The sequence below is a fragment of the Klebsiella pasteurii genome, assembly GCF_018139045.1.
Classification (GTDB): Bacteria; Pseudomonadota; Gammaproteobacteria; order Enterobacterales; family Enterobacteriaceae; genus Klebsiella; species Klebsiella grimontii.
The window spans coordinates 174782-196878 of sequence record NZ_CP073236.1 but is presented as its reverse complement, the minus strand read 5'-3'; the positions used below and the strand labels follow the sequence as shown (position 1 = coordinate 196878).

Here is a 22097-nt window from a genome sequence, read left to right as displayed (position 1 = left end):
TAAACCTCCATTTAAGTACCAGGTGAAAAATTTCCGTGATATTAATCATAAAAATCACACAAGAAAAAACAAACATTTTTGAAAGATTCAAAAAAATTATCGCCGTTCCCCATGTATTTACCAGGGGGTTATTTATAAAAAATAAATTATCTATTGGAGAAGATTTTTCGTAATAAGGGAGATAAAGCCAGGAAGGTGTCCGTTAAATCCACAAAGATAATGCGCTTTATTTTTAAATAAAGAAACGTTTCGATGTAGTTTTAATTAAAATACTGTCCCTAAATAACTTAATTTATATTGATAATAAAAAACCCCGTCAGGCGGGGTTTTAGGTTTATCGGGCTAATCCCAATCGAGGGATCTCAATCGCCGGACAGCGATCCATCACCACGTTTAGACCGGCGTCTCGGGCGAGAACAGCCGCTTGTTCATTGATTACACCCAGCTGTAGCCAAAGCGTTTTCGCACCGATAGCCACCGCTTCCTGGGCAACGCCCCAGGCCGCTTCCGAATTACGGAAAACATCGACCATATCCACTTTTTCCGGCACGTCAGCAAGCGTGGCATACCCTTTTTGCCCCAGCAGCGTGGTACCCGCAACCTTAGGGGAAACGGGAATAACGTGATATCCCTGCTCCAGAAGATACTTCATCACCCGATAGCTTGGGCGATCAGGTTTGTCACTTGCCCCCACCAGGGCGATAGTCCGCGTCGAGGTCAAAATACCTACGATATCGTTTTCTTTCATCATCATCCTCCTGCTATTTAGCCCAAGTGTATGCTAATCCGGATGAACCCGCATGAGTCCTGACCTGCAGATGCGTCAAATTTTTTCATCCCGACGCTTGCAGCAACAGTCACTTCCAGTAATCTGTCTACAGGCCAAAATGTGGAATGAAATGATGGAACTAACAACACGTACCTTGCCAGCGCGCAAGCATATTGCGCTGGTTGCACACGATCACTGTAAAGATATGTTGATGAAATGGGTCGAGCGCCACCAGCAACTGCTGGCGCAACACACGCTATCGGCGACAGGAACGACCGGAAATCTGGTATCACGCGCGACCGGGCTGGAGGTACAGGCGATGCTAAGTGGTCCCATGGGCGGCGATCAGCAGGTAGGAGCGCTGATTTCAGAAGGTAAAATCGATGTATTGATTTTTTTCTGGGATCCGCTGAATGCCGTACCGCACGATCCGGATGTGAAAGCGTTATTACGTTTGGCGACGGTATGGAATATCCCCGTCGCCACCAACGTTTCGACCGCCGACTTTATTATCCAGTCCCCGCATTTCAACGACCCTGTTGATATCCTGATCCCTGATTATCAACGCTACCTTGCAGAGCGTCTGAAATAAGCCCCGCTGGCGGCCATGCCGCCAGTCATTATGGTTTTCTTGCTACCGGGACACTCAGCGCCTCTAACATTTCAACAAACGGGGAAGGTTGTTCTTTATTAAACAATAACCATACGCGCAGACGTGCGCGGGTGATGGCGACATACAGTAACCGCCTCTCTTCGGCATCGGGAAAATCCTCCGGCTGCGGTAATAGCGCCTGCTCCATAATCGACTCGCGTGCCGGTGCGGGAAACGCATCATCCCCCTCCTTAAGGCCAAGAATAATGGCGTAATCGGCTTGTTGCCCTTTGCTGGCATGAATAGTCATAAAATCGAGCTGCAGATGCGGCCAGCGCGTGGCGGCTTTCTCAAGCGCCACCGGCTTCAAATGATGATAACGAGCTAACAATAAAATCCGCTGTTCTCGTTTGACATAACCGCTCATTTTATCAAGCAGATCGTCGAGTTTGTCCTCCGCTAATAACGTCACCGCTTTTTTGTCCCCTGCGACAAGGCTGTTTAGCGGTTTCGTTAACTGATGCGGATTTTGTTGGATAAACCCGTTGGCGACCTCTCCTATCCGACTATTAAATCGGTACGTCGTATCCAGCGCACAGCAATCTCCTTCGCCAAAATAGTGATTAAAGGCTGTTGTTAAAGAGAGCTGAGCACCGCTAAAACGGTAGATAGCCTGCCAGTCATCGCCAACGGCAAACAGCGTAGTCTGCGTGTTTTGCCGACGTAACGCGGCGAGTAGGGACGCCCGCTGCGGGGAAATATCCTGAAACTCATCTACCAGAATATGCTTCCACGGGCTGACAAAGCGCCCCTTATCCAGAATATTAATCGCCTGATGAATCAGGCCGGAAAAATCGACGGCGTTTTCATCTTTTAATGCCGTTTTCCACGCTTTTAGCAAAGGGGCCATCAGCTTGACGCGCTTGCCAAAAAGATCGCGTACCTCTTCAGGTGCTCCAGCAATCATTTCCGCCTGCGAGCCGCCATGCATACGCATCAGGCTAACCCAGCGGTCAAGGCGACTGGCGATACGACGCTGCAGCGTTTTATCCTGCCAAAAATCCCCTTCCGGGATCTGCCAGTCCATTTCTTCTTCCAGCCACAGTCGCCAGCCTTTCGCCTGCGCTTTTTTCTCCTGGCACTGCTGCTGCCAGCTCTGGACTAAAAGTTTTTGCCGTGCGGCGCTGTCGTTCTCCAGCTTGCTGATCGTCGGAGCTTTTTTACTGCCCTGCTGAATAATATGCAGAGCCAGGGAATGAAAAGTTCGCGCAGAGATCTCTTCAGTTCCCAGACGCTCGCGGATGCGCTCATCCATCTCCTGCGCGGCTTGTCGACCAAACGCCAGGAGCAGAATCTGCTCGGCCGCCGCTTCGCCACGGGTCAATAGCCAGCCAGCGCGCGCCACTAACACGGAAGTTTTACCGCTTCCGGCGCCTGCCAGAACTAATAACGAACGCTCGCCGTTTACGACTGCGCGCGCCTGAGCCGGATTCAGCGGCGATGATTCTACCGCGGCAAAAAAGCCGCGGTATTGTTCCAGCATTGATTCAGTAAACGTTTGATTATGCTCGAGCCTGGCTTTCTCGGTGTTGCTCAACCAACTTTGACATTGCCGCCATAACTCGCGGCAGTTATCGAAAGCGTCAAGACGGGCTGTTGGTACAGGTAATCCGCCAAGCGCATGGCGGATTTTACGCTGGATATCGCTCACCTGCTGACGCGTCAACCATTTCCCCTCTGCGCTGGAACGCGCCACGTCAGCCAGCTGCTGGCGAAGGACATCAGCGGCGATATCGCTCATTTCCGCGCTCCACTGCTGCCAGAGCGTGTTCAAATGATGGTAAAAACGCTGGGTTTCATTCCATTCGGTGCCATGCAAACGCACAACTTTCTCGCCCGGCAGGATAAATTCCAGCTCCCCCCATACCAGACCACGCTTGCAATGGATTGATAATAACTGATTGAAAGGTATAAGATATTCATGGCTATCACCGGAAACCTTTACTCCGGCATTAAGAAGTTGCACCCTATCATAAGGATGCTGAGCCATGCGCTTGCCCAATGTTGTCGCTCTAAGTTCCATATAATGTCGAATTTCAATCAGGTTGGATGTTTTTAAGTTTAACCGCCAGCGACCGGGTGCTCCAGCGTAAAAAACGCTACAATGGCCAGGCCTTATTATCCACGGAATTAAACAGAGGGTTTATGCGTACCGTTCTGAATATTTTAAACTTTATCCTTGGCGGATTCGCCACCACGCTCGGCTGGCTTCTGGCGACGTTGGTCAGCATCGTGCTGATCTTTACGCTACCTCTCACCCGCTCCTGCTGGGAGATAACAAAACTCTCTCTTCTACCCTATGGTAATGAAGCCGTTCATGTTGATGAACTCGATCCTCAGGGAAAGAATAGCCTGCTAAACGCGGGTGGGACACTACTGAACATTTTATGGTTTATTTTCTTTGGCTGGTGGCTATGCCTGATGCACATTTTTTGTGGCATCGCACAATGCCTGACCATCATCGGCATTCCAGTTGGCATCGCCAATTTCAAAATCGCCGCTATTGCTTTATGGCCAGTAGGCCGTCGAGTCGTCTCCGTCGAGACTGCTCGTGCTGCGCGTGAAGCCAATGCGCGCCGCCGCTTTCAGTAACTGAATGGAACACAGAAATGCTCACCCCCCTGCTACGCCGCTATACCCGGAACAGCGCCTGGTTATATAACATCAGGATTTTTATCGCACTTTGCGGCACGACCGCGTTTCCCTGGTGGCTTGGCGAAGTAAAACTCACGATTCCTTTAACGCTTGGGGTCGTGGCAGCGGCGCTGACCGACCTTGATGACCGCCTGACAGGACGTCTGCGTAATCTGGCCATTACCCTCGTGTGCTTTTTTATTGCTTCGGCCTCGGTGGAACTGCTCTTTCCCTGGCCTTGGTTATTCGCAGCAGGATTAACCGTTTCTACCATCGGCTTTATTTTGCTCGGTGGGTTGGGCCAGCGCTATGCCACAATCGCCTTTGGCGCCTTGTTAATCGCCATCTATACCATGCTGGGGGTAACGCTTTATGGCCACTGGTATCTCCAGCCGCTGTTTTTGCTGGCCGGGGCGGTGTGGTACAACTTACTCACCCTCGCAGGGCATCTTATTTTCCCCATCCGTCCCCTACAGGACAACCTTGCACGCAGCTACGAGCAGTTAGCGCACTATCTGGAACTTAAATCGCGCCTGTTCGATCCGGATATTGAAGATGAAAGCCAGGCGCCTCTGTATGACCTGGCAATAGCCAACGGTCAGCTAGTGACAACCCTAAATCAGACCAAAGTTTCCCTGCTGACGCGCCTGCGCGGGGATCGCGGTCAGCGCGGAACGCGTCGCACCCTGCAGTATTACTTCGTGGCGCAGGACATCCACGAACGCGCTAGCTCTTCGCATATTCAATACCAAACGCTGCGCGATCGCTTTCGTTACAGTGACGTGATGTTCCGCTTTCAGCGCATGCTGTCAATGCAGGCGCAGGCATGCCAGAAACTGTCCCGAGCCATCCTGCAGCGCGAGCCCTACCTTCACGATACTCACTTTGAGCGCGCTTTTATGCACCTTGACGCCGCGCTCGATCGTGTAAAGGCCAGCGGCGCGCCGGCGGACCAGATCAAGGCATTAGGGTTTTTGCTTAATAACCTACGCGCAATTGACGCCCAGCTGGCGACAATTGAATCTGTCCAGACCACCGCGCAGTTCAGTCACAACACGGAAAACCTGTTGGCTGACGACCAGCCTGGCGGTTTTGGCGATGTCTGGCTGCGCTTGCGCAGTAATATGTCCCCCGAGTCCGCCCTGTTTCGCCATGCGGTTCGAATGTCATTGGTCCTGTGCGCTGGCTACGCTTTTATCCAGTTGACCGGGCTGAATCATGGTTACTGGATATTGCTGACCAGCCTGTTTGTTTGCCAGCCAAACTATAACGCGACTCGCCACCGGCTGGCGTTAAGGATAATCGGTACCCTTATCGGCGTGGCGATAGGTCTCCCGGTGCTGCTTCTCGTTCCATCCGTTGAAGGCCAGCTGTTTTTAATTGTTTTGACCGGCGTGCTGTTCTTCGCTTTCCGTAATGTGCAGTACGCCCATGCAACAATGTTCATTACCCTTCTGGTTTTGCTTTGCTTCAACCTCCTGGGTGAAGGTTTTGAAGTCGCCCTACCGCGTATATTTGATACGCTGATCGGCTGCGCTATCGCCTGGGCCGCTGTCAGCTTTATTTGGCCTGACTGGAAATTCCGCAATCTGCCGCGAGTACTTGAACAAGCAATCAACGCTAACTGCCGGTATTTAGACGCCATACTTGAGCAATATCATCAGGGACGCGACAACCGCCTTGCCTATCGCATTGCGCGAAGAGCAGCGCACAACAGGGACGGTGAATTGGCATCAGTAGTCTCAAACTTATCAACTGAACCAAGAGCGGGCTCGCAAATTCGAGAAACCGCTTTTCGTTTGTTGTGCCTGAACCACACTTTTACCAGCTATATTTCAGCCCTGGGCGCCCACAGGGAAAAGCTGACAACGCCAGATATCCTGGCGCTGCTGGACGATGCCGTTTGTTATGTTGATGACGCGCTGCACCACTCGCCGGCCGATGAGCAACGGGTACAGCAAGCTCTATCAAGCCTGCAGACCCGGATACAGCATCTCGACCCCCGTGCCGAGAGCAAGGAGCCGCTGGTACTTCAACAAATCGGGCTGCTACTGGCGCTGCTGCCAGAGATTTGTCGGCTACAGCGACAGGTTGAGATTCAACCTGAGTAGGCCTCCCTCTCCTGCATTTGTTCCGCCGCCCACTCCTCAAGCTCCTGACGCTGTTGCGTCGGGAGCGTGGCTGCATGAACGCCAGCAATAGCTCCCTGTAAACAATAAAGAATATTAACCGTTAACGCTTTATTCATTTTCCGTAACCTCAGCCAGGCTTCTTTGGCCCCAATCTTACGCAGCGTTAATTCATCTGTGATGCCTGAATTAATCAACTGTAGCTCCATGTGAAAACTGATATTTGGCAAATTTTTCAATCTCCCTGAATGCCGCTGCCGATGTTTTTCATAGCGAGCGCTCTGTAATGACAGCGCTGATAAATGAAAAAGCATTTTGCTATCCTGCCAAAGCCCTTCATCAATATGATAATACTTCAGCGCGACCAGACGACCATTCTTCTGCATCTTCAAAAGCGGGTTTTTATGCGCCACGCGGTACTCCGCGCTCTGCTCACAGACCCGAAGATAGATTTCCCCCTCGGCCATCATGGCAAATACGGTGTTATCTATCGCCAGGCTATAGCCACCAAATAAGGGCCGACAGCTTATTTTTCCTAATGGAGACAAACATGCCCGAAACTGATGGATCCTAAAACATACAAGTTTCTTCATGATTATTCCTTTGTTAATCATGTAAATAAGACATAAATTTGCTAACGGATCCGTTAATAAAGAAAATAAGTGACTTCTCTTCATGCGGCAACATGAATTATCTCTTTATTTTAATCAGCTTGTTTTTTTGCGAGCGGCTTTCAGAAAATAGCCTTTTGATGAAGTCAAAAGCAGGGAAAGTAAAATGCTTAATTAATATTAATCACATTAGAGCACAAAGTGGAGGGTATCTCTGGTCACTCGTATACGGTTAACATCATCATTTGTGAGAAGAATTTATCCAGGTAAAAAGCGCAACAACGATGAATTCACATTATGTACGCGCTGACATACGACGCTATCGGCACTTGCTTATTCCCAGAGATGTACAAATTTCATCCAGAAACAGAGAAAATAGTGTTGATCTTTCACCCTGCCGCATATACTGTATATGCATACAGTAAGCCACAGGCGGGATAGACTATGTTTACATCAGCTCACGCAAATCGTTCACCACTGACTTCTACTTCAGTACGTCGTCGCTCTCATGACGCTGCCGAACAGCCAGCTAACGGGCTGATCAGTGAAATAGTCTATCGAGAAGATCAGCCTATGATGACGCAGCTACTATTGCTTCCTTTATTACAGCAGCTTGGTCAGCAGTCACGCTGGCAGCTCTGGCTGACTCCACGGCAGAAGCTAAGCCGTGAATGGGTGCAGTCATCCGGTTTACCGCTGTCCAAGGTTATGCAGATCAGCCAGCTCTCCCCCGCTAATACCCTGGAGTCAATGGTTCGCTCACTGCGCACCGGAAATTATAGCGTCGTTATTGGCTGGCTATCAGAAGAACTGAGCATTGAGGAACATGAGCGACTGGTTGCCGCTGCAGAAGAGGGTCACGCAATGGGCTTTATCATGCGCCCGGTAAGAAATAACGATCAGCCAGGCAGACAACTTTCTGGGCTAAAAATTCACTCAAACCTGTATCATTAACCGAGTTTAGGATTAATCCTGGAATTTTTTTTGCCCTGACGCGAGATGGGCTTTCTTGATGGGCATTTTTGTTAAAATGCTTGTCTGATGCGGCTTCGCGACTTTTTTTGCCCCGAATAAGTTCAACCGTATTTGTTAAACATAGCGTACACAACCCTTTTTTTTCATATGCCTGACGGAGTTCACACTTGTAAGTTTCGAACTAAGTTGTAGACTTTACATCGCCAGGGGTGATCGGCTTACGCTGCATGTATCAGCATAGTTAACAACAAGTCACGCCCCGGGTGAAGGATTTAACCGTGAGGTCTTCTGAACCTTCATGGCGAATTTTGGATGATAATGAGGCGCAAAAAATGAAAAAGACAGCTATCGCGATTGCAGTGGCACTGGCTGGCTTCGCTACCGTAGCGCAGGCCGCTCCGAAAGATAACACCTGGTACGCAGGTGCTAAACTGGGCTGGTCCCAGTATCACGACACCGGTTTCTACGGTAACGGTTTCCAGGGCAACAACGGCCCGACCCGTAACGATCAGCTGGGTGCTGGTGCGTTTGGTGGTTACCAGGTTAACCCGTACCTCGGTTTTGAAATGGGCTACGACTGGCTGGGCCGTATGGCTTATAAAGGCAGCGTTGACAATGGCGCTTTCAAAGCTCAGGGCGTTCAGCTGACTGCTAAACTGGGTTACCCGATCACTGACGATCTGGATATCTATACCCGTCTGGGTGGTATGGTTTGGCGCGCAGACTCCAAAGGTAACTACGCTTCTACCGGCGTTTCCCGTAGCGAACACGACACTGGCGTATCTCCGGTATTCGCGGGCGGCTTAGAGTGGGCTGTTACTCGTGACATCGCAACCCGTCTGGAATACCAGTGGGTTAACAACATCGGCGACGCTGGCACCGTTGGTACCCGTCCTGATAACGGCATGCTGAGCCTGGGCGTTTCCTACCGTTTCGGTCAGGACGATGTTGCTCCGGTTGTAGCTCCGGCTCCGGCTCCGGCTCCAGAAGTGACTACCAAGCACTTCACCCTGAAGTCTGACGTTCTGTTCAACTTCAACAAATCTACTCTGAAACCAGAAGGCCAGCAGGCTCTGGATCAGCTGTATACCCAGCTGAGCAACATGGACCCGAAAGACGGTTCCGCAGTTGTTCTGGGCTACACCGACCGTATCGGTTCCGATGCCTACAACCAGCAGCTGTCTGAGAAACGTGCTCAGTCCGTTGTTGATTACCTGGTATCCAAAGGTATCCCGGCTAGCAAAATCTCCGCTCGCGGTATGGGTGAATCCAACCCGGTTACTGGCAACACCTGTGACAACGTGAAAGCTCGTGCAGCTCTGATTGACTGCCTGGGTCCGGATCGTCGCGTAGAGATCGAAGTTAAAGGCTACAAAGACGTCGTAACTCAGCCGCAGGCTTAAGTTATATCGTCAATAAAAAACCCCGCAATGCGGGGTTTTTTTTGGCTTAAATTCCGCATTCAAAAAAAACAGCAGAATCCCGGCGCCAGCATCGCTACTCTTTACCTAGCAGCACCTGCAAATCATGCTTCAGGCTGGACATCTTGCTGGCATACTTCTCTTTATGCTCAGCATCCTCAATTAACTGCACGATAGTTTCCGACAGCGTTTTACCCCGTCTTTGCGCCAGACCTGCAAGGCGCTGCCAGACCACGAATTCAAGGTCGATAGACTTTTTACGCGTATGCTGATGCTCCGCGTTGAAGTGACGCTTACGTCGAGCGCGGATAGTCTGCTTCATGCGGTTCACTAGCTCTGGATTCATATGCTGCTCAATCCAGGTATTCACCAGCACGGGTTCATTTTCGAGCGTCAGTAATACATCGACCGCGGCTTGCGCAGCGCTGGCTTCAATGTAGCGGGTAATAAGCTCACCTTCCCGATGCTTTTTTACCAGATAAGTCCATTTCCAGCCGCTTTCAAGATTTTCCAGTTGTTGATATTTCATTGCGATCTCAATGTGACCGTGTAACTCATTTCAGGATATCAGTTTTTTCCTGATGTGCTGAGAATAAATCATCTTTAGTGATGTTGGTAGATTCGTTATCACCACGACAATCGCAATCCCCCGTGTGCTCAGACGCCGCATAATGTATAATCGCGCGTTTTACATCTGACTAAAAAACAGCGACTTTGACCATTACGAAACTTACCCGAAACGACCTTGCTCCTGATACGGAAAGTTATCAGGCGCTGTTTGCACAAGCCGACCTGGCGCACGCAGAGGAATCCCTCTCAGGCGAACTGCAACCCCGTCTCTTTTATGCCCTGGAGCAGCTACTGGTCACTCCAGCCATTTCGCCATTTATGCTGGTTAAAATTCCGGAAGAACCGGAGTACCTGCAATGGTTAGCTAACGAAACCCGAACTTTACATCAACCGGCAGCAACACTCTGTGGCGTTCACTATCAGGTTGATGGCGGAAAAATCTCTCTTACGCCGGCGCAGACTGCTGAAGATAATTTCGCCAGCGTTGCCCCGGTAGAAGCCGCTGACTGGATCGAAGCAGAACAGCTGTTTGGCTGCGTGCGCCAGTTTAATGGTGAAATCACCCTACAACCCGGTCTGGTCCATCGCGCCAACGGCGGCGTATTGATTCTCTCCCTGCGCGCCTTACTGGCTCAGCCCCTACTGTGGATGCGGCTAAAAAACATGGTGGCCCGCCAGCGTTTTGACTGGCTGTCATTCGATGAGTCTCGCCCTCTTCCGGTGAGCATCCCTTCTATGCCCCTGAGCCTGAAAGTGATCCTCGTGGGCGAGCGGGAATCCCTGGCTGATTTCCAGGAGATGGAACCCGAGCTTTCTGCGCAGGCTATCTACAGCGAATATGAAGATAACCTGCAAATTGCTGATGCAGATACGCTGAAGCAATGGTGCCAGTGGGTCTGGCAAAATGCTCAACAGCTTGAACTTCCGGGACTGTCCGCTAACGCCTGGCCGCTGCTGATTCAGGAAGGCGCGCGTTATACCGGCGATCAGGAAACTTTGCCGCTGTGCGTTCTCTGGATTGCCCGCCAGCTTAGAGAAGCCGCCGCGTTCTGTGAAGGTGAAGAGATTCGCGCCGAAGAGATACAAACCATGCTGGAGCGTCGTCTGTGGCGCGAGGGCTATCTTGCTGAGCGCATCCAGGATGAAATCCTGCAGGAGCAGATCCTGATCGAAACCGAAGGCGAATGCGTAGGACAAATCAACGCACTCTCTGTCATTGAGTTTCCGGGTCACCCTCGCGCGTTTGGCGAGCCTTCGCGTATCAGCTGCGTCGTGCATATTGGCGACGGCGAATTCATCGACGTTGAACGCAAGGCCGAGCTGGGCGGCAACATTCACGCAAAAGGCATGATGATCATGCAGGCGTTTCTGATGTCCGAGCTGGAGCTCGAACAACAGCTTCCCTTCACCGCCTCCCTGACCTTCGAGCAGTCCTACAGCGAAGTGGATGGCGATAGCGCCTCCATGGCCGAACTGTGCGCGCTAATCAGTTCGCTGGCCAATGTACCGATTAATCAGAGCATCGCCGTTACCGGCTCTGTCGATCAGTTTGGTCGCGTACAGCCGGTTGGCGGGCTCAACGAGAAAATTGAGGGCTTCTTCGCTATTTGCCAACAGCGTGGGCTGACCGGCAAACAGGGCGTCGTCATCCCCTCCGCCAACGTTCGTCATCTGAGCCTGGCACAAGAACTGCAGCAGGCCGTTGCGGATGAGCAGTTCTTTATATGGGCAGTCGATGACGTGTCGGAAGCGCTGCCCATTCTGACCCAGTTGCTCTGGGACGGCGAAGGACAAACTTTACGGCAAACCATTCAGGAACGAATTGCGCAGGCGACACAGCAAGAGAGTCGTCATCGCTTTCCGTGGCCGCTACGCTGGTTAGGCGGTTCAGGTTCGAACTGATCGGACTTGTTCAGCGTACACGTGTTAGCTATCCTGCGTCCCGAACTCAAAATAAGGCTTACTGAAAACATGGTAGATAAACGCGAATCCTATACAAAAGAAGACCTTCTTGCCTCTGGTCGTGGTGAACTATTTGGTGCAAAAGGCCCCCAGCTGCCGGCACCAAGTATGCTGATGATGGACCGCGTCATCAAAATGAGCGAAACCGGTGGTAACTATGACAAAGGTTATGTTGAGGCAGAACTCGATATTAACCCGGACCTGTGGTTCTTCGGTTGCCATTTCATTGGTGACCCGGTAATGCCGGGCTGCCTGGGTCTGGATGCCATGTGGCAGCTGGTTGGTTTCTACCTGGGCTGGTTAGGCGGTGAAGGTAAAGGCCGTGCATTAGGCGTGGGTGAAGTTAAGCTCACTGGCCAGATACTGCCAACGGCGAAGAAAGTGACCTACCGTATTCATTTCAAACGCGTGATAAACCGTCGTTTGATTATGGGCCTGGCGGATGGCGAAGTGCTGGTTGACGGTCGTCTGATTTACACCGCAACCGACCTGAAAGTGGGCCTGTTCCAGGACACTTCCGCATTCTGATAAGCAGTGACCCGTTAGAAAAGGCGAAGCCCCCGCGCAGCGGAGGCTTCTTTTTTAAAGAGACAGTCAGGCAGTTTGTACCCTGTCCTCCATGGCTTCTCGCCAGCCTCCTAGCCAATAAGACCTTTGGTTTAAGGTCTGGTAAGGACACATTTCCTTCGACCTTCCGGTAATACCGGCCTGGTACCCACGCTGATGTGCCCGTTCCAGGCGATCTCGTTTTTGTCTCTTCATGCCTCGTTTCCCTCATTCTTTGATCTGGTGGAAAAGAAAACAATGGTCACTTAATGCGCAACCACGGTTAACGAATACCGCGAATCAGAGATAGCGTCAATGCGCAAAATTCACGCCATTGTCATATTTGTGAGCTACATGAAAGTTCGTTTGTACAAAAACTGTGAACCAGCACAAGTAACAATCTGATGAGACAAACAAAAAGCCACTGCGATTTTCATTCTCGCAGCGGCCTTTTACTCTTATGAATTTTACTTATGGCAGACGATTAAGCTCGCTGGCAATCGCGGTTGCTTCCTGAGTCCAGGCCTGAGCTAACGTTTTCACCATCGCGTCGTAGCCATCCTCTTGCTGCTTAAGCTCAATATGGAACGGCCGCTTGATCAGCTGCCCTTGATGCTTCAGCAGCCACTCGCCGCTGACGATTACCCGGCCATCGTAACGACCGTGAAAACCACTAACGGATACGTTCAGCGTATCTTGCTCGCTACCCAGCGGTTGAGAAGCGACAACCCATCCCGGTAGCTGGTTGCTAAGGTTCGCCACCAGCGTTGTTCTCAGCTGTTGATCGAGCGGGCTAGCCCATAGATTGTTGTTGGCAATCACATACTGAACATCGGTGGTCTGATAAACCACCCCGTTACCGGCCAGATAATCTGGAATGCTAACCTGCTCAACCCACAGCAAATTTTTGCTTTGATGGGCGGCGCTTTGCGCGCCTCCCTGCGCCACCGGAAGCTGATAGTAAGTTTTACTCTCGCCGCCGCTGCTGCATGCCGTCAGCGCGCATACCGCCGCCGCTATTAGCCATTTCTTCATTATTTCGCTCCCTTCGGCTGTGGATCTTTTTTATCCTTCGCCTCAAATACCAGCGCATTGCTCTTATCATTGAGCGTTTTCAGTACCGGCTGCAGTTCGCGAAGAACCTGGTCGAGACGCTGCATGTCCGCAACCATCTTATTGTATGCCGCAGATCCCGGCTGGAAGCCTTGCATACTACGATTAAGTTCACGCAACGTATTCTGCATATCGCCCGGTAGCTGCTGCATCGACTGACTTGACGTTATCTTGTTCAGACTATCCAGCGTCGCCTGTACGTGCTGCATCGTTTTTTCACTTTGCGCCAGCGTACTGGTTGCCTGCTCCAGCAGCGGGTTAATTGGCAGATTATTAATCTTATCCAGCGCATCCATCAGCCGCTGCTGGATCTGCGCCAGGCCACCGCTCACGGTTGGAATAATCGGATATCCGCCAAACTCCTGGAACTTGCCGCGCGCTGGCGCTTTCGGGTAGAAGTCGAGATCGATATACAGCGCCCCGGTGACCAGGTTACCGGTTTTAAGTGAACCACGCAGTCCACGGTTCATCAGATCATCGATATGCTTACGAATGTCAGGATCGGTGCCTAACTGATTGATCAAGCGTTCAGGCTCAATCCGCACTTCGACCGGAATACGATAGTCATCGTTTAAGCTCTGCTTCAGACCGGGGATAAAGAACGGTACTTTACCCACGGTCCCAAGGCGGATACCGCGGAACTCAACCGGCGCGCCGGGTTGCAGACCGCGAATCGAATCTTTAAAGAACATCACGTAGTCAATATGCTGAGTAAACACTGAATCCTGAATGCTGCGCTGGTCGTCAAACAGATGATATTCGGTTTTATTCGCCACCGGCTCACCTAACGGCAACCCTTCGGGAATATCAAAGCTGACGCCGCCGCCAAACAGGGTCGACAGCGATCCCATTTCAACGCGCATACCGGCAGCGGTCAGATCCACCGCAATACCGCTATCCTTCCAGAAGCGCACGTTATTGGTTACCAGCCGATCGTTAGGCGCACTGATAAACAGTTGATAAGTAATGTTCCGTTTTTGCGCATCGAAAGTGCTGGTTTCAACTGAACCTACGCGATAGCCGCGGAAAAGCACCGGATCGCCGGGTGAAAGCTGACCCGCTTTGCTGCTTTCCAGCAGGATGCGAATACCTTTAGCATCAGGGGATGCCAACGGTGGTGAATCCAGCAGCGGATACTGCGACGGGACAGAACCTTTGGTACCGGGCTGCAGTTCGATATAGGCGCCGGATAACAGCGTCCCCAGACCGCTAATCCCTTCACGACCGACCTGCGGTTTAACCACCCAAAAAACCGAATCCTGATGCAGCAGTTTTTCCATGCCTGAATTCAGCCGGGCTTTAACTTCCACGTGGGTCAGGTCATCCGTCAGCGTTGCGCTTTCAATCACGCCGACATCAACGCTGCGGCTTTTGATCCGGGTTTTCCCCCCTTCAATTCCCTCAGCGTTAGTCGTAATCAGGGTCACTTCCGGCCCCTGGTGACTATAGTGATAAAAAAGAATCCAGGCACCAATGAGCGCCGTAACTATCGGGAAGATCCACACCGGTGACCAGTTTTTCACCTTTTGCACCTTCGCTTCTCCGCTCTTATTTTCCATGCTGCAGTCTTTCCTCATGGCTTGAATCTGGCTCACGATCCCACAATAAACGAGGGTCAAACGTCATGGCCGAAAACATTGTCATTACTACGACCAGCGCAAACATCACAGCTCCTATCGCCGGATAGATATTCATTAATCCACCGATGCGTACCAGAGCGGAGAGGACTGCGATAACAAACACATCAATCATTGACCAGCGGCCAACAAACTCGACGACTTCATAGATCAGATGCATGCGCTCCGAGTCGCGATCTCCCTTGCCGCTTGCGTTCCAGCATAGCCAGCCAATGGCGATCATCTTTAACGTCGGCACCATAATACTGGCGATAAATATCACCATAGCAACCGGATACGATCCTTCACTCCATAGCAGGATCACCCCCGCCATAATAGTGGAGGGCATTTTATCGCCCAGCAGGTCGGTAATCATGATCGGCAAAATATTGGCGGGCATATAGAGGATCAATGAAGTCACCAGCAGCGCCAGCGTCCACTGCAGGCTGTTTTTACGCCGGGCGGTTCCCTTGGTACGGCAGCGTGGACAAACAGCCTCATCCACGGGCAAAACCGCCGTGCAGCATGAACACGAGCGTAGACCCTGGCGCAAACCGGAAACGCCGACTTTCAACGGCTGTTTAATCGGCGGCATTGGCGCAATATCATCCCATAACCAGCGGCGATCCACGCACTGGAACGTTCGCAGCTGTAACAGGCAGAACATACACCAGGGAATAAAACTCAGGCCGATGCCGATATCGCCGTATGCCATCAGCTTAACGAAGCTAACCAGTACTCCGGCGAGGAAGATCTCCGCCATCCCCCAGGTTTTAAGGTGAAACAGGATCCGCGCCAGAAAGGCTTTTAACCCGGAAGGCATGCTCACCCGGTTGACCAGTAGCAGTATAGTGACCAGGCAGAATGCCGGCACCAGCTGTACGAACAGTAAAAAGAAAGTCCCGAGGCTGGCGTAATCCTCGGTAAACAGCACATTTGGAATTTCCAGTAGCTCAATTTCGCTGCTGATCCCCCCAACCTTCATATAGATGAAGGGAAACAGATTGGCCAGCAGCAGCATGAACAACGCGACCAGCGCGTAGGCTGTGGGACGCTGCCGGGGAGCGTCCCATGACGTTGTTAATGTCGTTCCGCAACGCGGACACGTAGCTTTCTGGCGATGCTCCAGCTGCGGCAAAGCCACCAGCAGATCACATTGTCGACACAGGATATGCCGCGCAGCATGATGATGATCGCACATGAAAACTCCTCAGCTTACGCGCCGTTTTTTAATCCTTCGAGATATTCCCAGCGTTCGAAGGCGGTTTCTAGCGCCTGCTCCGCTTCACTCAGCTGCGCAAGCACCTGCTGCGTATGGTCATGCGATTGCCCAAAGAAAGAAGGGTCGGCAACCTGCTCCTGCAAATTCTGCAGCTGGGCTTCCAGCTCTTCCAGTTTCTGCGGCAGCTGTTCCAGCTCGCGCTGCAGGTTATAGCTTAGTTTGCTGGCAGCGCGTTTGACACTTTCTGCTTTCGGTTGAGCAACTTCAACAGTCTTTTTAGAAACCGACTGCTTTTTCGCCAGATACTGGGCCTGCTGACCGCGTGCGTCATGATAGCCGCCAACGTATTGACCAATTTGTCCCGCGCCTTCGAAGATCCAACACTCCGTTACCGTGTTATCAACAAATTGACGGTCGTGGCTAACCAGCATCACCGTTCCCTGATAGCCGTCAACCAGCTCTTCCAGCAGTTCCAGGGTTTCGACATCCAGATCGTTTGTCGGTTCATCGAGAATCAACAGGTTACTGGGCTTGAGAAACAGACGCGCCAGCAACAGACGGTTACGCTCACCGCCCGACAGCGCGCGCACCGGCGTCATCGCGCGTTTCGGATGGAACATAAAGTCCTGCAGATAGCCCAGGACGTGGCGCGGCTTGCCGTTCACCATCACTTCCTGTTTACCTTCCGCAAGGTTATCCATCACCGTTTTATCCGGATCAAGTTCCGCGCGGTGCTGGTCGAAGTAAGCCACCTCCAGCTTGGTACCCACGTGAATACGTCCGCTATCCGCCTGCAGTTGACCGAGCATCAGCTTTAGCAGCGTGGTTTTGCCGCAGCCGTTCGGGCCAATCAGCGCAATTTTGTCACCTCGCTGGATTTGGGCGGTGAAATCTTTCACCAGCACCTTGCCATCAACCTGGTAGTTGACGTTCTCCATTTCGAACACGATCTTGCCCGAACGCGCGGCCTCTTCGACCTGCATCTTCGCACTGCCCATCACTTCACGGCGCTCACCGCGCTCGCGACGCATGGCTTTTAACGCCCGTACGCGCCCTTCGTTACGGGTACGACGCGCTTTGATCCCCTGGCGGATCCACACTTCTTCCTGCGCCAGCTTGCGATCGAACTCCGCGTTCTGTAATTCCTCCACGCGCAGCGCTTCTTCTTTATCCAGCAGATACTGATCGTAGTTACCCGGATAGGTGACCAGCTTGCCGCGATCGAGATCGACAATGCGCGTCGCCATATTGCGGATAAAGGAACGGTCGTGCGAAATAAAAATAATAGTGCCTTTGAACATCTTCAGGAAACCTTCCAGCCAGTCGATAGTTTCAATATCGAGGTGGTTGGTCGGTTCGTCGAGCAGCAGCACGCGCGGCCCGCTGACCAGCGCGCGGCCAAGGGCCGCTTTACGCAGCCAGCCGCCGGAAAGCGAGGAGAGCTCGGCGTTAGGATCGAGACTGAGCTGTTCCAGCACTTCATTAATGCGGCTATCGAGCTGCCACAGGCCTAAGTTATCCAGTTGCTCCTGAAGACGCGCCAGTTCGTTCAGATTCTTATCACTCGGATCGGTCATCACCAGCTGCGAAACATCGTGATAGCCCTTGAGATAAGCCGCTTGTTCCGCAATCCCTTCGGCCACAAAGTCGTAAACGGTGCCGGTTACATTACGCGGCGGATCCTGCTGTAAACGTGCCACAACCAGATCCAGTTCATAGATAATGCGCCCGTCATCAAGACCCTGTTCACGATTGAGGATCTTCATCAGGGTCGATTTACCCGCACCGTTGCGCCCTACCAGGCAGACGCGTTCGTTATCTTCGATATGCAGTTCAGCATTATCCAGCAGCGGCGCATCGCTGAAAGAGAGCCAGGCGCCGTGCATACTAATTAAAGACATTCTTTATTCCTTTCAGGCTGCGGTAATCAGCCAGCAGTTGTGAATCTGACGGTTGCGGGCAAAATCCTGAGACAGCGTTTTTTGCGTGATCTCCTGCGCCTTCAGGCCCAGTTGCTCCAGCCCGTCATGATCCATACGGAAACCGCGTTTGTTGTTCGAGAACATAATCGTGCCGCCTTTACGCAGCAGACGTTTTAAATCGGTCATCAGGCGCAAATGGTCGCGCTGAACGTCAAACGCATCATCCATACGCTTGGAGTTGGAGAAGGTTGGCGGATCGATAAAGATCAGGTCGAACTGCTCGGTCGTCTCCCGCAGCCAGCCCAGCACATCGGCCTGCATCAGGCGATGCGCGCGGCCGGTTAAGCCATTGAGGCGCAGGTTACGTTCAGCCCATTCAAGATAGGTACGTGACATATCGACCGTCGTCGTGGAACGCGCGCCGCCAAGGCCGGCATGGACGCTGGCGCTGCCGGTGTAGGAGAAAAGGTTGAGGAAGTCTTTGCCTTTACTCATCTGGCCCAGCATGCGGCGAGCGATACGATGGTCGAGGAATAGCCCGGTATCCAGGTAGTCGGTCAGGTTGACCCACAGACGCGCGTTATACTCCTGTATCTCAATGAACTCACCCTTTTCGCCCATTTTTTGATACTGGTTTTTACCTTTCTGCCGTTCGCGAGTTTTCAGTACCAGCTTGTTCGGCGCAATCCCCAGTACGGCAATGGTGGCGGCAATAATATCAAACAGGCGCTGGCGGGCTTTATGCGCATCAACGGTTTTCGGCGGCGCATACTCCTGCACCACCACCCAATCGGCGTAGCGGTCGATAGCGACGTTATACTCCGGGAGGTCGGCATCATACAGGCGATAGCATTCAATACCTTCCTGACGCGCCCACTTCTCGTATTTTTTCAGGTTCTTGCGCAGACGGTTGGCGAAATCTTCCGCCAGCATAGCGGTTTTGCCGCCTTCGTTTTCCGCAAGATGGTAGTTCTTCTGTACGCAGTCGAGCGGGCCGTTTTTCGCTTTAAACTGTTTATCAGCACGAAGCTGCAGGCAGCTTAGCAGATCCGGCGAGGCGCTAAACAGCGACAGGTTCCAGCCGCCAAACTGGTTTTTCATGATCCGCCCCAGCAGGCTATGCAGGGCAATCAGCGCCGGTTCACTCTCCAGACGCTCGCCGTACGGCGGGTTGCTAATCACCGTGCCATAAGGGCCCTTCGGCAGTGGGTTGCTAAGCTGGGCAACATCTTTCACTTCGAAGGTAATCAGTTCGCCAATACCGGCTCGGCGGGCGTTACGCTGCGCGCGTTCGATAACGCGGGCGTCAACGTCGGAACCGTAAAAGCGCGATTCATACGCCGCAAGTCCCTGACGGGCGCGGGTTTGCGCTTCGGCTTTCACTTCTTTCCAGATAGCATCGTCATGCTGCGCCCAGCCGCCGAAACCCCAGTGACCACGGTGTAAACCCGGCGCACGATCGGTGGCCAGCATCGCCGCTTCAATCAGCAGCGTACCGGATCCGCACATCGGATCGAGCAGCGGCGTACCCGTAGCCCAGCCGGAACGCATCACTATCGCCGCGGCCAGGTTTTCTTTGATTGGCGCCATGCCGGTCCCATCGCGGTAGCCGCGCAGGTGCAAGCCCTCGCCGCTGAGATCCAGGGAAATATGCGCGGTCTCTTTATTCAGCCAGACGTTAATTCGTAGATCGGGGTTTTCACGATCGACGTTGGGACGCGGCAGATTCTTACGCGTAAAGCTGTCTACGATGGCGTCTTTAACCTTCAACGCCCCGTACTGACTGTTACGAATCTCTTCGTTCAGCCCGCTAAAGTGCACGGCAAAAGTGGCATCCTGGGTGAAAATCTCCGTCCATGGAATAGCCTGTACGCCAAGATACAGATCCAGGTCGCTGTAGACGCTGCACTGCCCCAGCGGCAGCATAATCCGCGAAGCCAGCCGGCTCCACATCAGGCTTTGATACAGCAACCGCGTATCTCCCTGAAAATGGACCCCGCCCTGGACCAACTGGCAGTCCACCGCGCCCAGCCCTTCCAGTTCAGTTTTTAACAGCTCTTCCAGCCCACGAGCCGTACTGGCAAACAGAGAATTCATATCGTCACTTTTACTAAAAGAAAATTGGTGCGCATTATAGCCAATATGCGCCCTATGTCATAAAGTTAAAGGCTTATTTTTAAAGCCAGGGGCAGCGTATGGTCACCCTTTCGCGTCTTTTCGTTCATCCCGTCAAATCAATGCGGGGAATTGGGCTCAGCCACGCTTATGCAGATATCAGCGGGCTAGCCTTCGATCGTATCTTTATGGTGACGGAAACCGATGGCACCTTCATCACCGCCCGTCAGTTTCCGCAAATGGTTAAGTTTATTCCGGCGCCGCTCCATGATGGTCTGCATCTGACCGCGCCGGACGGCAGCAGCGCGGTGGTCCGCTTCAGCGATTTCTCGACGCAGCAGGAGCCTACCGAAGTCTGGGGTAACCACTTTACCGCCCTGATTGCCCCATCCGCGGTCAACCAGTGGCTAAGCGGATTCTTTAACCGCAGCGTTCAGCTCCGCTGGCTGAGTCCGCAGCTCAGCCGCAGGGTGCAACGTCACGATGCCGTGCCCCTCTCCTTCGCCGACGGTTTTCCCTACCTGCTGGCCAATGAGGCTTCACTACGCGATTTGCAAAAACGTTGCCCGGCCAGCGTAAGCATAGAACAATTTCGCCCGAATCTTCTGGTGACCGGCGCGGCCGCCTGGGAGGAGGATACGTGGAAAGTGGTGCGCATTGGCGAGGTCATTTTTGATGTCGCTAAACCGTGCAGCCGCTGCATATTGACGACCGTCAGCCCGGAGCGCGGGCAAAAGCATCCTGCCGGCGAGCCCTTAAGCACGCTGCAGAGTTTCCGCACGGCGCTGGATAACGGCGATGTCGATTTCGGCCTGAACCTGATCGCGCGAAATAGCGGCGTAATCCGCGTGGGCGATGAGTTAGAAGTGCTGGCCCGCGGCCCGGCGAAGGCCTACGGCGCAGGCGAGAGTGATAATACGCCGGCACCTGAAGCGCAGCAGAACGCGACGGTAGAAATAGTCTGGCAGGGAGTGAGCTTTACCGGTAATAATCAGCAAATCCTGCTGGAGCAGCTGGAACAACAGGGAATTCGCATTCCTTACTCATGTCGGGCAGGAATCTGCGGCAGTTGCCGCATCCGGCTGGAAGAAGGGGAAGTCAGCGCGCTGAAGAAAAACGCGGTAGCCGCCGATGGCACTATTCTGTGCTGTAGCTGCGTACCGAAAACCGCGGTGAGGCTGACGCCTTAAACCGCCTGGCCCAGGCTGTAGCTGGCGACACCTGGCGCTGGCTGCAGTCTGTCATTCATAATTTTAATCACATCGCCCAGTTGCATCACGCGGCCGGCAAGCGTCAGACCGGGCTGAGCTAACAGGCATAGCGCGGCGTTTTCGCCGGGCTCAACCACCAACAGATTGACCTGCTGGCCGGTATCGCTGAGCCATGCGCTGGCGGCATCGCCAACGCCGGGCTGCCAGCTCTCTTCATGAGTATTGAAGTGCCAGCTTTTCGGCATTTGCGGTTTGAGAAAACGAATGGCGACCAGCGCATTAAGCACTAATTCTGCACGCTGTTCTTTTGTTAATTCGAGGTCGCGGCATTTTTCTTCAAAGGAAAAATAGAGCGCGGCATCATCAACGCAAAATCCGGAAGGCGCGAAGGCGTCGGGCGTCAACATTCGGCGGGCAAAACGCGACCTGAATAACATACCATTAGCCAGATCGAGCATCATGCGGTCATGCTCTTCATCATAATACCAGCGCCAGTTATCGTCAGGTTTGATCCGCATTTCTACCCCCGTCCTCTTCCACTTCCATCTGTAATTAACAGGTAAACTGCTACAGAATATTTCCAAAATTAAGAAAAGACTAAAATGTTTAAATAAGCAACAATGAAGGAA

19 protein-coding genes are annotated in these 22097 nt (G+C 52.6%); 8 read left to right on the top strand and 11 right to left on the bottom strand.

Annotated features, from left to right (window positions below; all coding sequences use genetic code 11):
- Positions 1–334 precede the first annotated feature (334 nt).
- Entirely contained in the window at positions 335–748 is a 414-nt protein-coding gene (locus KCG39_RS00825; protein WP_004131030.1) for a CoA-binding protein, read from the bottom strand.
- Positions 749–902: 154 nt separating this feature from the next.
- Here KCG39_RS00825 and mgsA point away from each other — a divergent pair, with 154 nt between their 5' ends.
- The gene (gene mgsA, locus KCG39_RS00820; protein ID WP_024360052.1) at positions 903–1361 is read left to right on the top strand and encodes a methylglyoxal synthase; all 459 of its coding nucleotides are present in this window, start codon (positions 903–905) and stop codon (positions 1359–1361) included.
- A gap of 28 nt (positions 1362–1389) precedes the next feature.
- Here mgsA and helD read toward each other — a convergent pair whose 3' ends face one another.
- Positions 1390–3444: a DNA helicase IV gene (gene helD, locus KCG39_RS00815; protein ID WP_049112827.1), complete on the bottom strand. Its 2055-nt coding sequence runs from the start codon at positions 3442–3444 to the stop codon at positions 1390–1392.
- 122 nt (positions 3445–3566) lie between these two features.
- On the opposite strand from helD, the gene KCG39_RS00810 reads away from it, so the two are divergent.
- Together KCG39_RS00810 and yccS are read left to right on the top strand one after the other, a co-directional pair.
- On the top strand, positions 3567–4013 hold the full coding sequence (locus KCG39_RS00810) for a YccF domain-containing protein (RefSeq protein ID WP_004871560.1): 447 nt from the start codon (positions 3567–3569) through the stop codon (positions 4011–4013).
- Between the two features lie 17 nt (positions 4014–4030).
- Positions 4031–6166, top strand: a complete 2136-nt coding sequence (gene yccS, locus KCG39_RS00805) for a YccS family putative transporter (RefSeq protein WP_142467762.1) — start codon at positions 4031–4033, stop codon at positions 6164–6166.
- On the opposite strand, the gene KCG39_RS00800 is transcribed toward yccS, so the two are convergent.
- Entirely contained in the window at positions 6154–6777 is a 624-nt protein-coding gene (locus KCG39_RS00800) for a TfoX/Sxy family DNA transformation protein (RefSeq protein ID WP_049112818.1), read from the bottom strand. The two genes, yccS and KCG39_RS00800, sit on opposite strands and share 13 nt — an antisense overlap.
- Before the next feature lie 462 nt (positions 6778–7239).
- Here KCG39_RS00800 and sulA point away from each other — a divergent pair, with 462 nt between their 5' ends.
- Entirely contained in the window at positions 7240–7749 is a 510-nt protein-coding gene (gene sulA / locus KCG39_RS00795) for an SOS-induced cell division inhibitor SulA (protein ID WP_049112816.1), read from the top strand.
- Between the two features lie 353 nt (positions 7750–8102).
- Complete coding sequence (ompA, locus tag KCG39_RS00790; protein ID WP_004131016.1) at positions 8103–9173, top strand: porin OmpA; 1071 nt, start codon at positions 8103–8105, stop codon at positions 9171–9173.
- A gap of 94 nt (positions 9174–9267) precedes the next feature.
- Here ompA and matP read toward each other — a convergent pair whose 3' ends face one another.
- Positions 9268–9720 (bottom strand): macrodomain Ter protein MatP, encoded by a 453-nt coding sequence (gene matP / locus KCG39_RS00785; RefSeq protein ID WP_004131014.1) that lies wholly within the window; start codon positions 9718–9720, stop codon positions 9268–9270.
- A gap of 185 nt (positions 9721–9905) precedes the next feature.
- Between matP and KCG39_RS00780 the strand changes: the two genes are divergently transcribed.
- Both KCG39_RS00780 and fabA read left to right on the top strand, forming a co-directional pair.
- Positions 9906–11663: an AAA family ATPase gene (locus tag KCG39_RS00780; RefSeq protein ID WP_139529739.1), complete on the top strand. Its 1758-nt coding sequence runs from the start codon at positions 9906–9908 to the stop codon at positions 11661–11663.
- Positions 11664–11732: 69 nt separating this feature from the next.
- Positions 11733–12251, top strand: coding sequence for a bifunctional 3-hydroxydecanoyl-ACP dehydratase/trans-2-decenoyl-ACP isomerase (gene fabA, locus KCG39_RS00775; protein ID WP_004131011.1), 519 nt, complete (start codon positions 11733–11735; stop codon positions 12249–12251).
- Between the two features lie 66 nt (positions 12252–12317).
- On the opposite strand, the gene rmf is transcribed toward fabA, so the two are convergent.
- The 6 genes from rmf to rlmKL form a co-directional block, all read right to left on the bottom strand.
- Complete coding sequence (rmf, locus tag KCG39_RS00770; protein WP_004871568.1) at positions 12318–12485, bottom strand: ribosome modulation factor; 168 nt, start codon at positions 12483–12485, stop codon at positions 12318–12320.
- A 255-nt stretch (positions 12486–12740) separates the two neighbouring features.
- On the bottom strand, positions 12741–13304 hold the full coding sequence (pqiC, locus tag KCG39_RS00765) for a membrane integrity-associated transporter subunit PqiC (RefSeq protein WP_004131009.1): 564 nt from the start codon (positions 13302–13304) through the stop codon (positions 12741–12743).
- Complete coding sequence (gene pqiB, locus KCG39_RS00760) at positions 13304–14941, bottom strand: intermembrane transport protein PqiB (RefSeq protein ID WP_004131007.1); 1638 nt, start codon at positions 14939–14941, stop codon at positions 13304–13306. The genes pqiC and pqiB overlap by 1 nt, the downstream gene beginning before the upstream one ends.
- The gene (gene pqiA / locus KCG39_RS00755; protein WP_004131006.1) at positions 14931–16199 is read right to left on the bottom strand and encodes a membrane integrity-associated transporter subunit PqiA; all 1269 of its coding nucleotides are present in this window, start codon (positions 16197–16199) and stop codon (positions 14931–14933) included. Before pqiA ends, pqiB begins: the two co-directional genes overlap by 11 nt.
- A 14-nt stretch (positions 16200–16213) precedes the next feature.
- Positions 16214–18121, bottom strand: a complete 1908-nt coding sequence (locus KCG39_RS00750; protein WP_004131004.1) for an ABC transporter ATP-binding protein — start codon at positions 18119–18121, stop codon at positions 16214–16216.
- Positions 18122–18133: 12 nt separating this feature from the next.
- Entirely contained in the window at positions 18134–20239 is a 2106-nt protein-coding gene (gene rlmKL / locus KCG39_RS00745; RefSeq protein ID WP_004131002.1) for a bifunctional 23S rRNA (guanine(2069)-N(7))-methyltransferase RlmK/23S rRNA (guanine(2445)-N(2))-methyltransferase RlmL, read from the bottom strand.
- A 98-nt stretch (positions 20240–20337) separates the two neighbouring features.
- On the opposite strand from rlmKL, the gene KCG39_RS00740 reads away from it, so the two are divergent.
- The gene (locus KCG39_RS00740; protein ID WP_142467763.1) at positions 20338–21447 is read left to right on the top strand and encodes a YcbX family protein; all 1110 of its coding nucleotides are present in this window, start codon (positions 20338–20340) and stop codon (positions 21445–21447) included.
- Here the strand turns inward: KCG39_RS00740 and zapC are convergent.
- On the bottom strand, positions 21444–21986 hold the full coding sequence (gene zapC / locus KCG39_RS00735; protein WP_004130998.1) for a cell division protein ZapC: 543 nt from the start codon (positions 21984–21986) through the stop codon (positions 21444–21446). The genes KCG39_RS00740 and zapC overlap by 4 nt on opposite strands.
- Positions 21987–22097 lie beyond the last annotated feature (111 nt).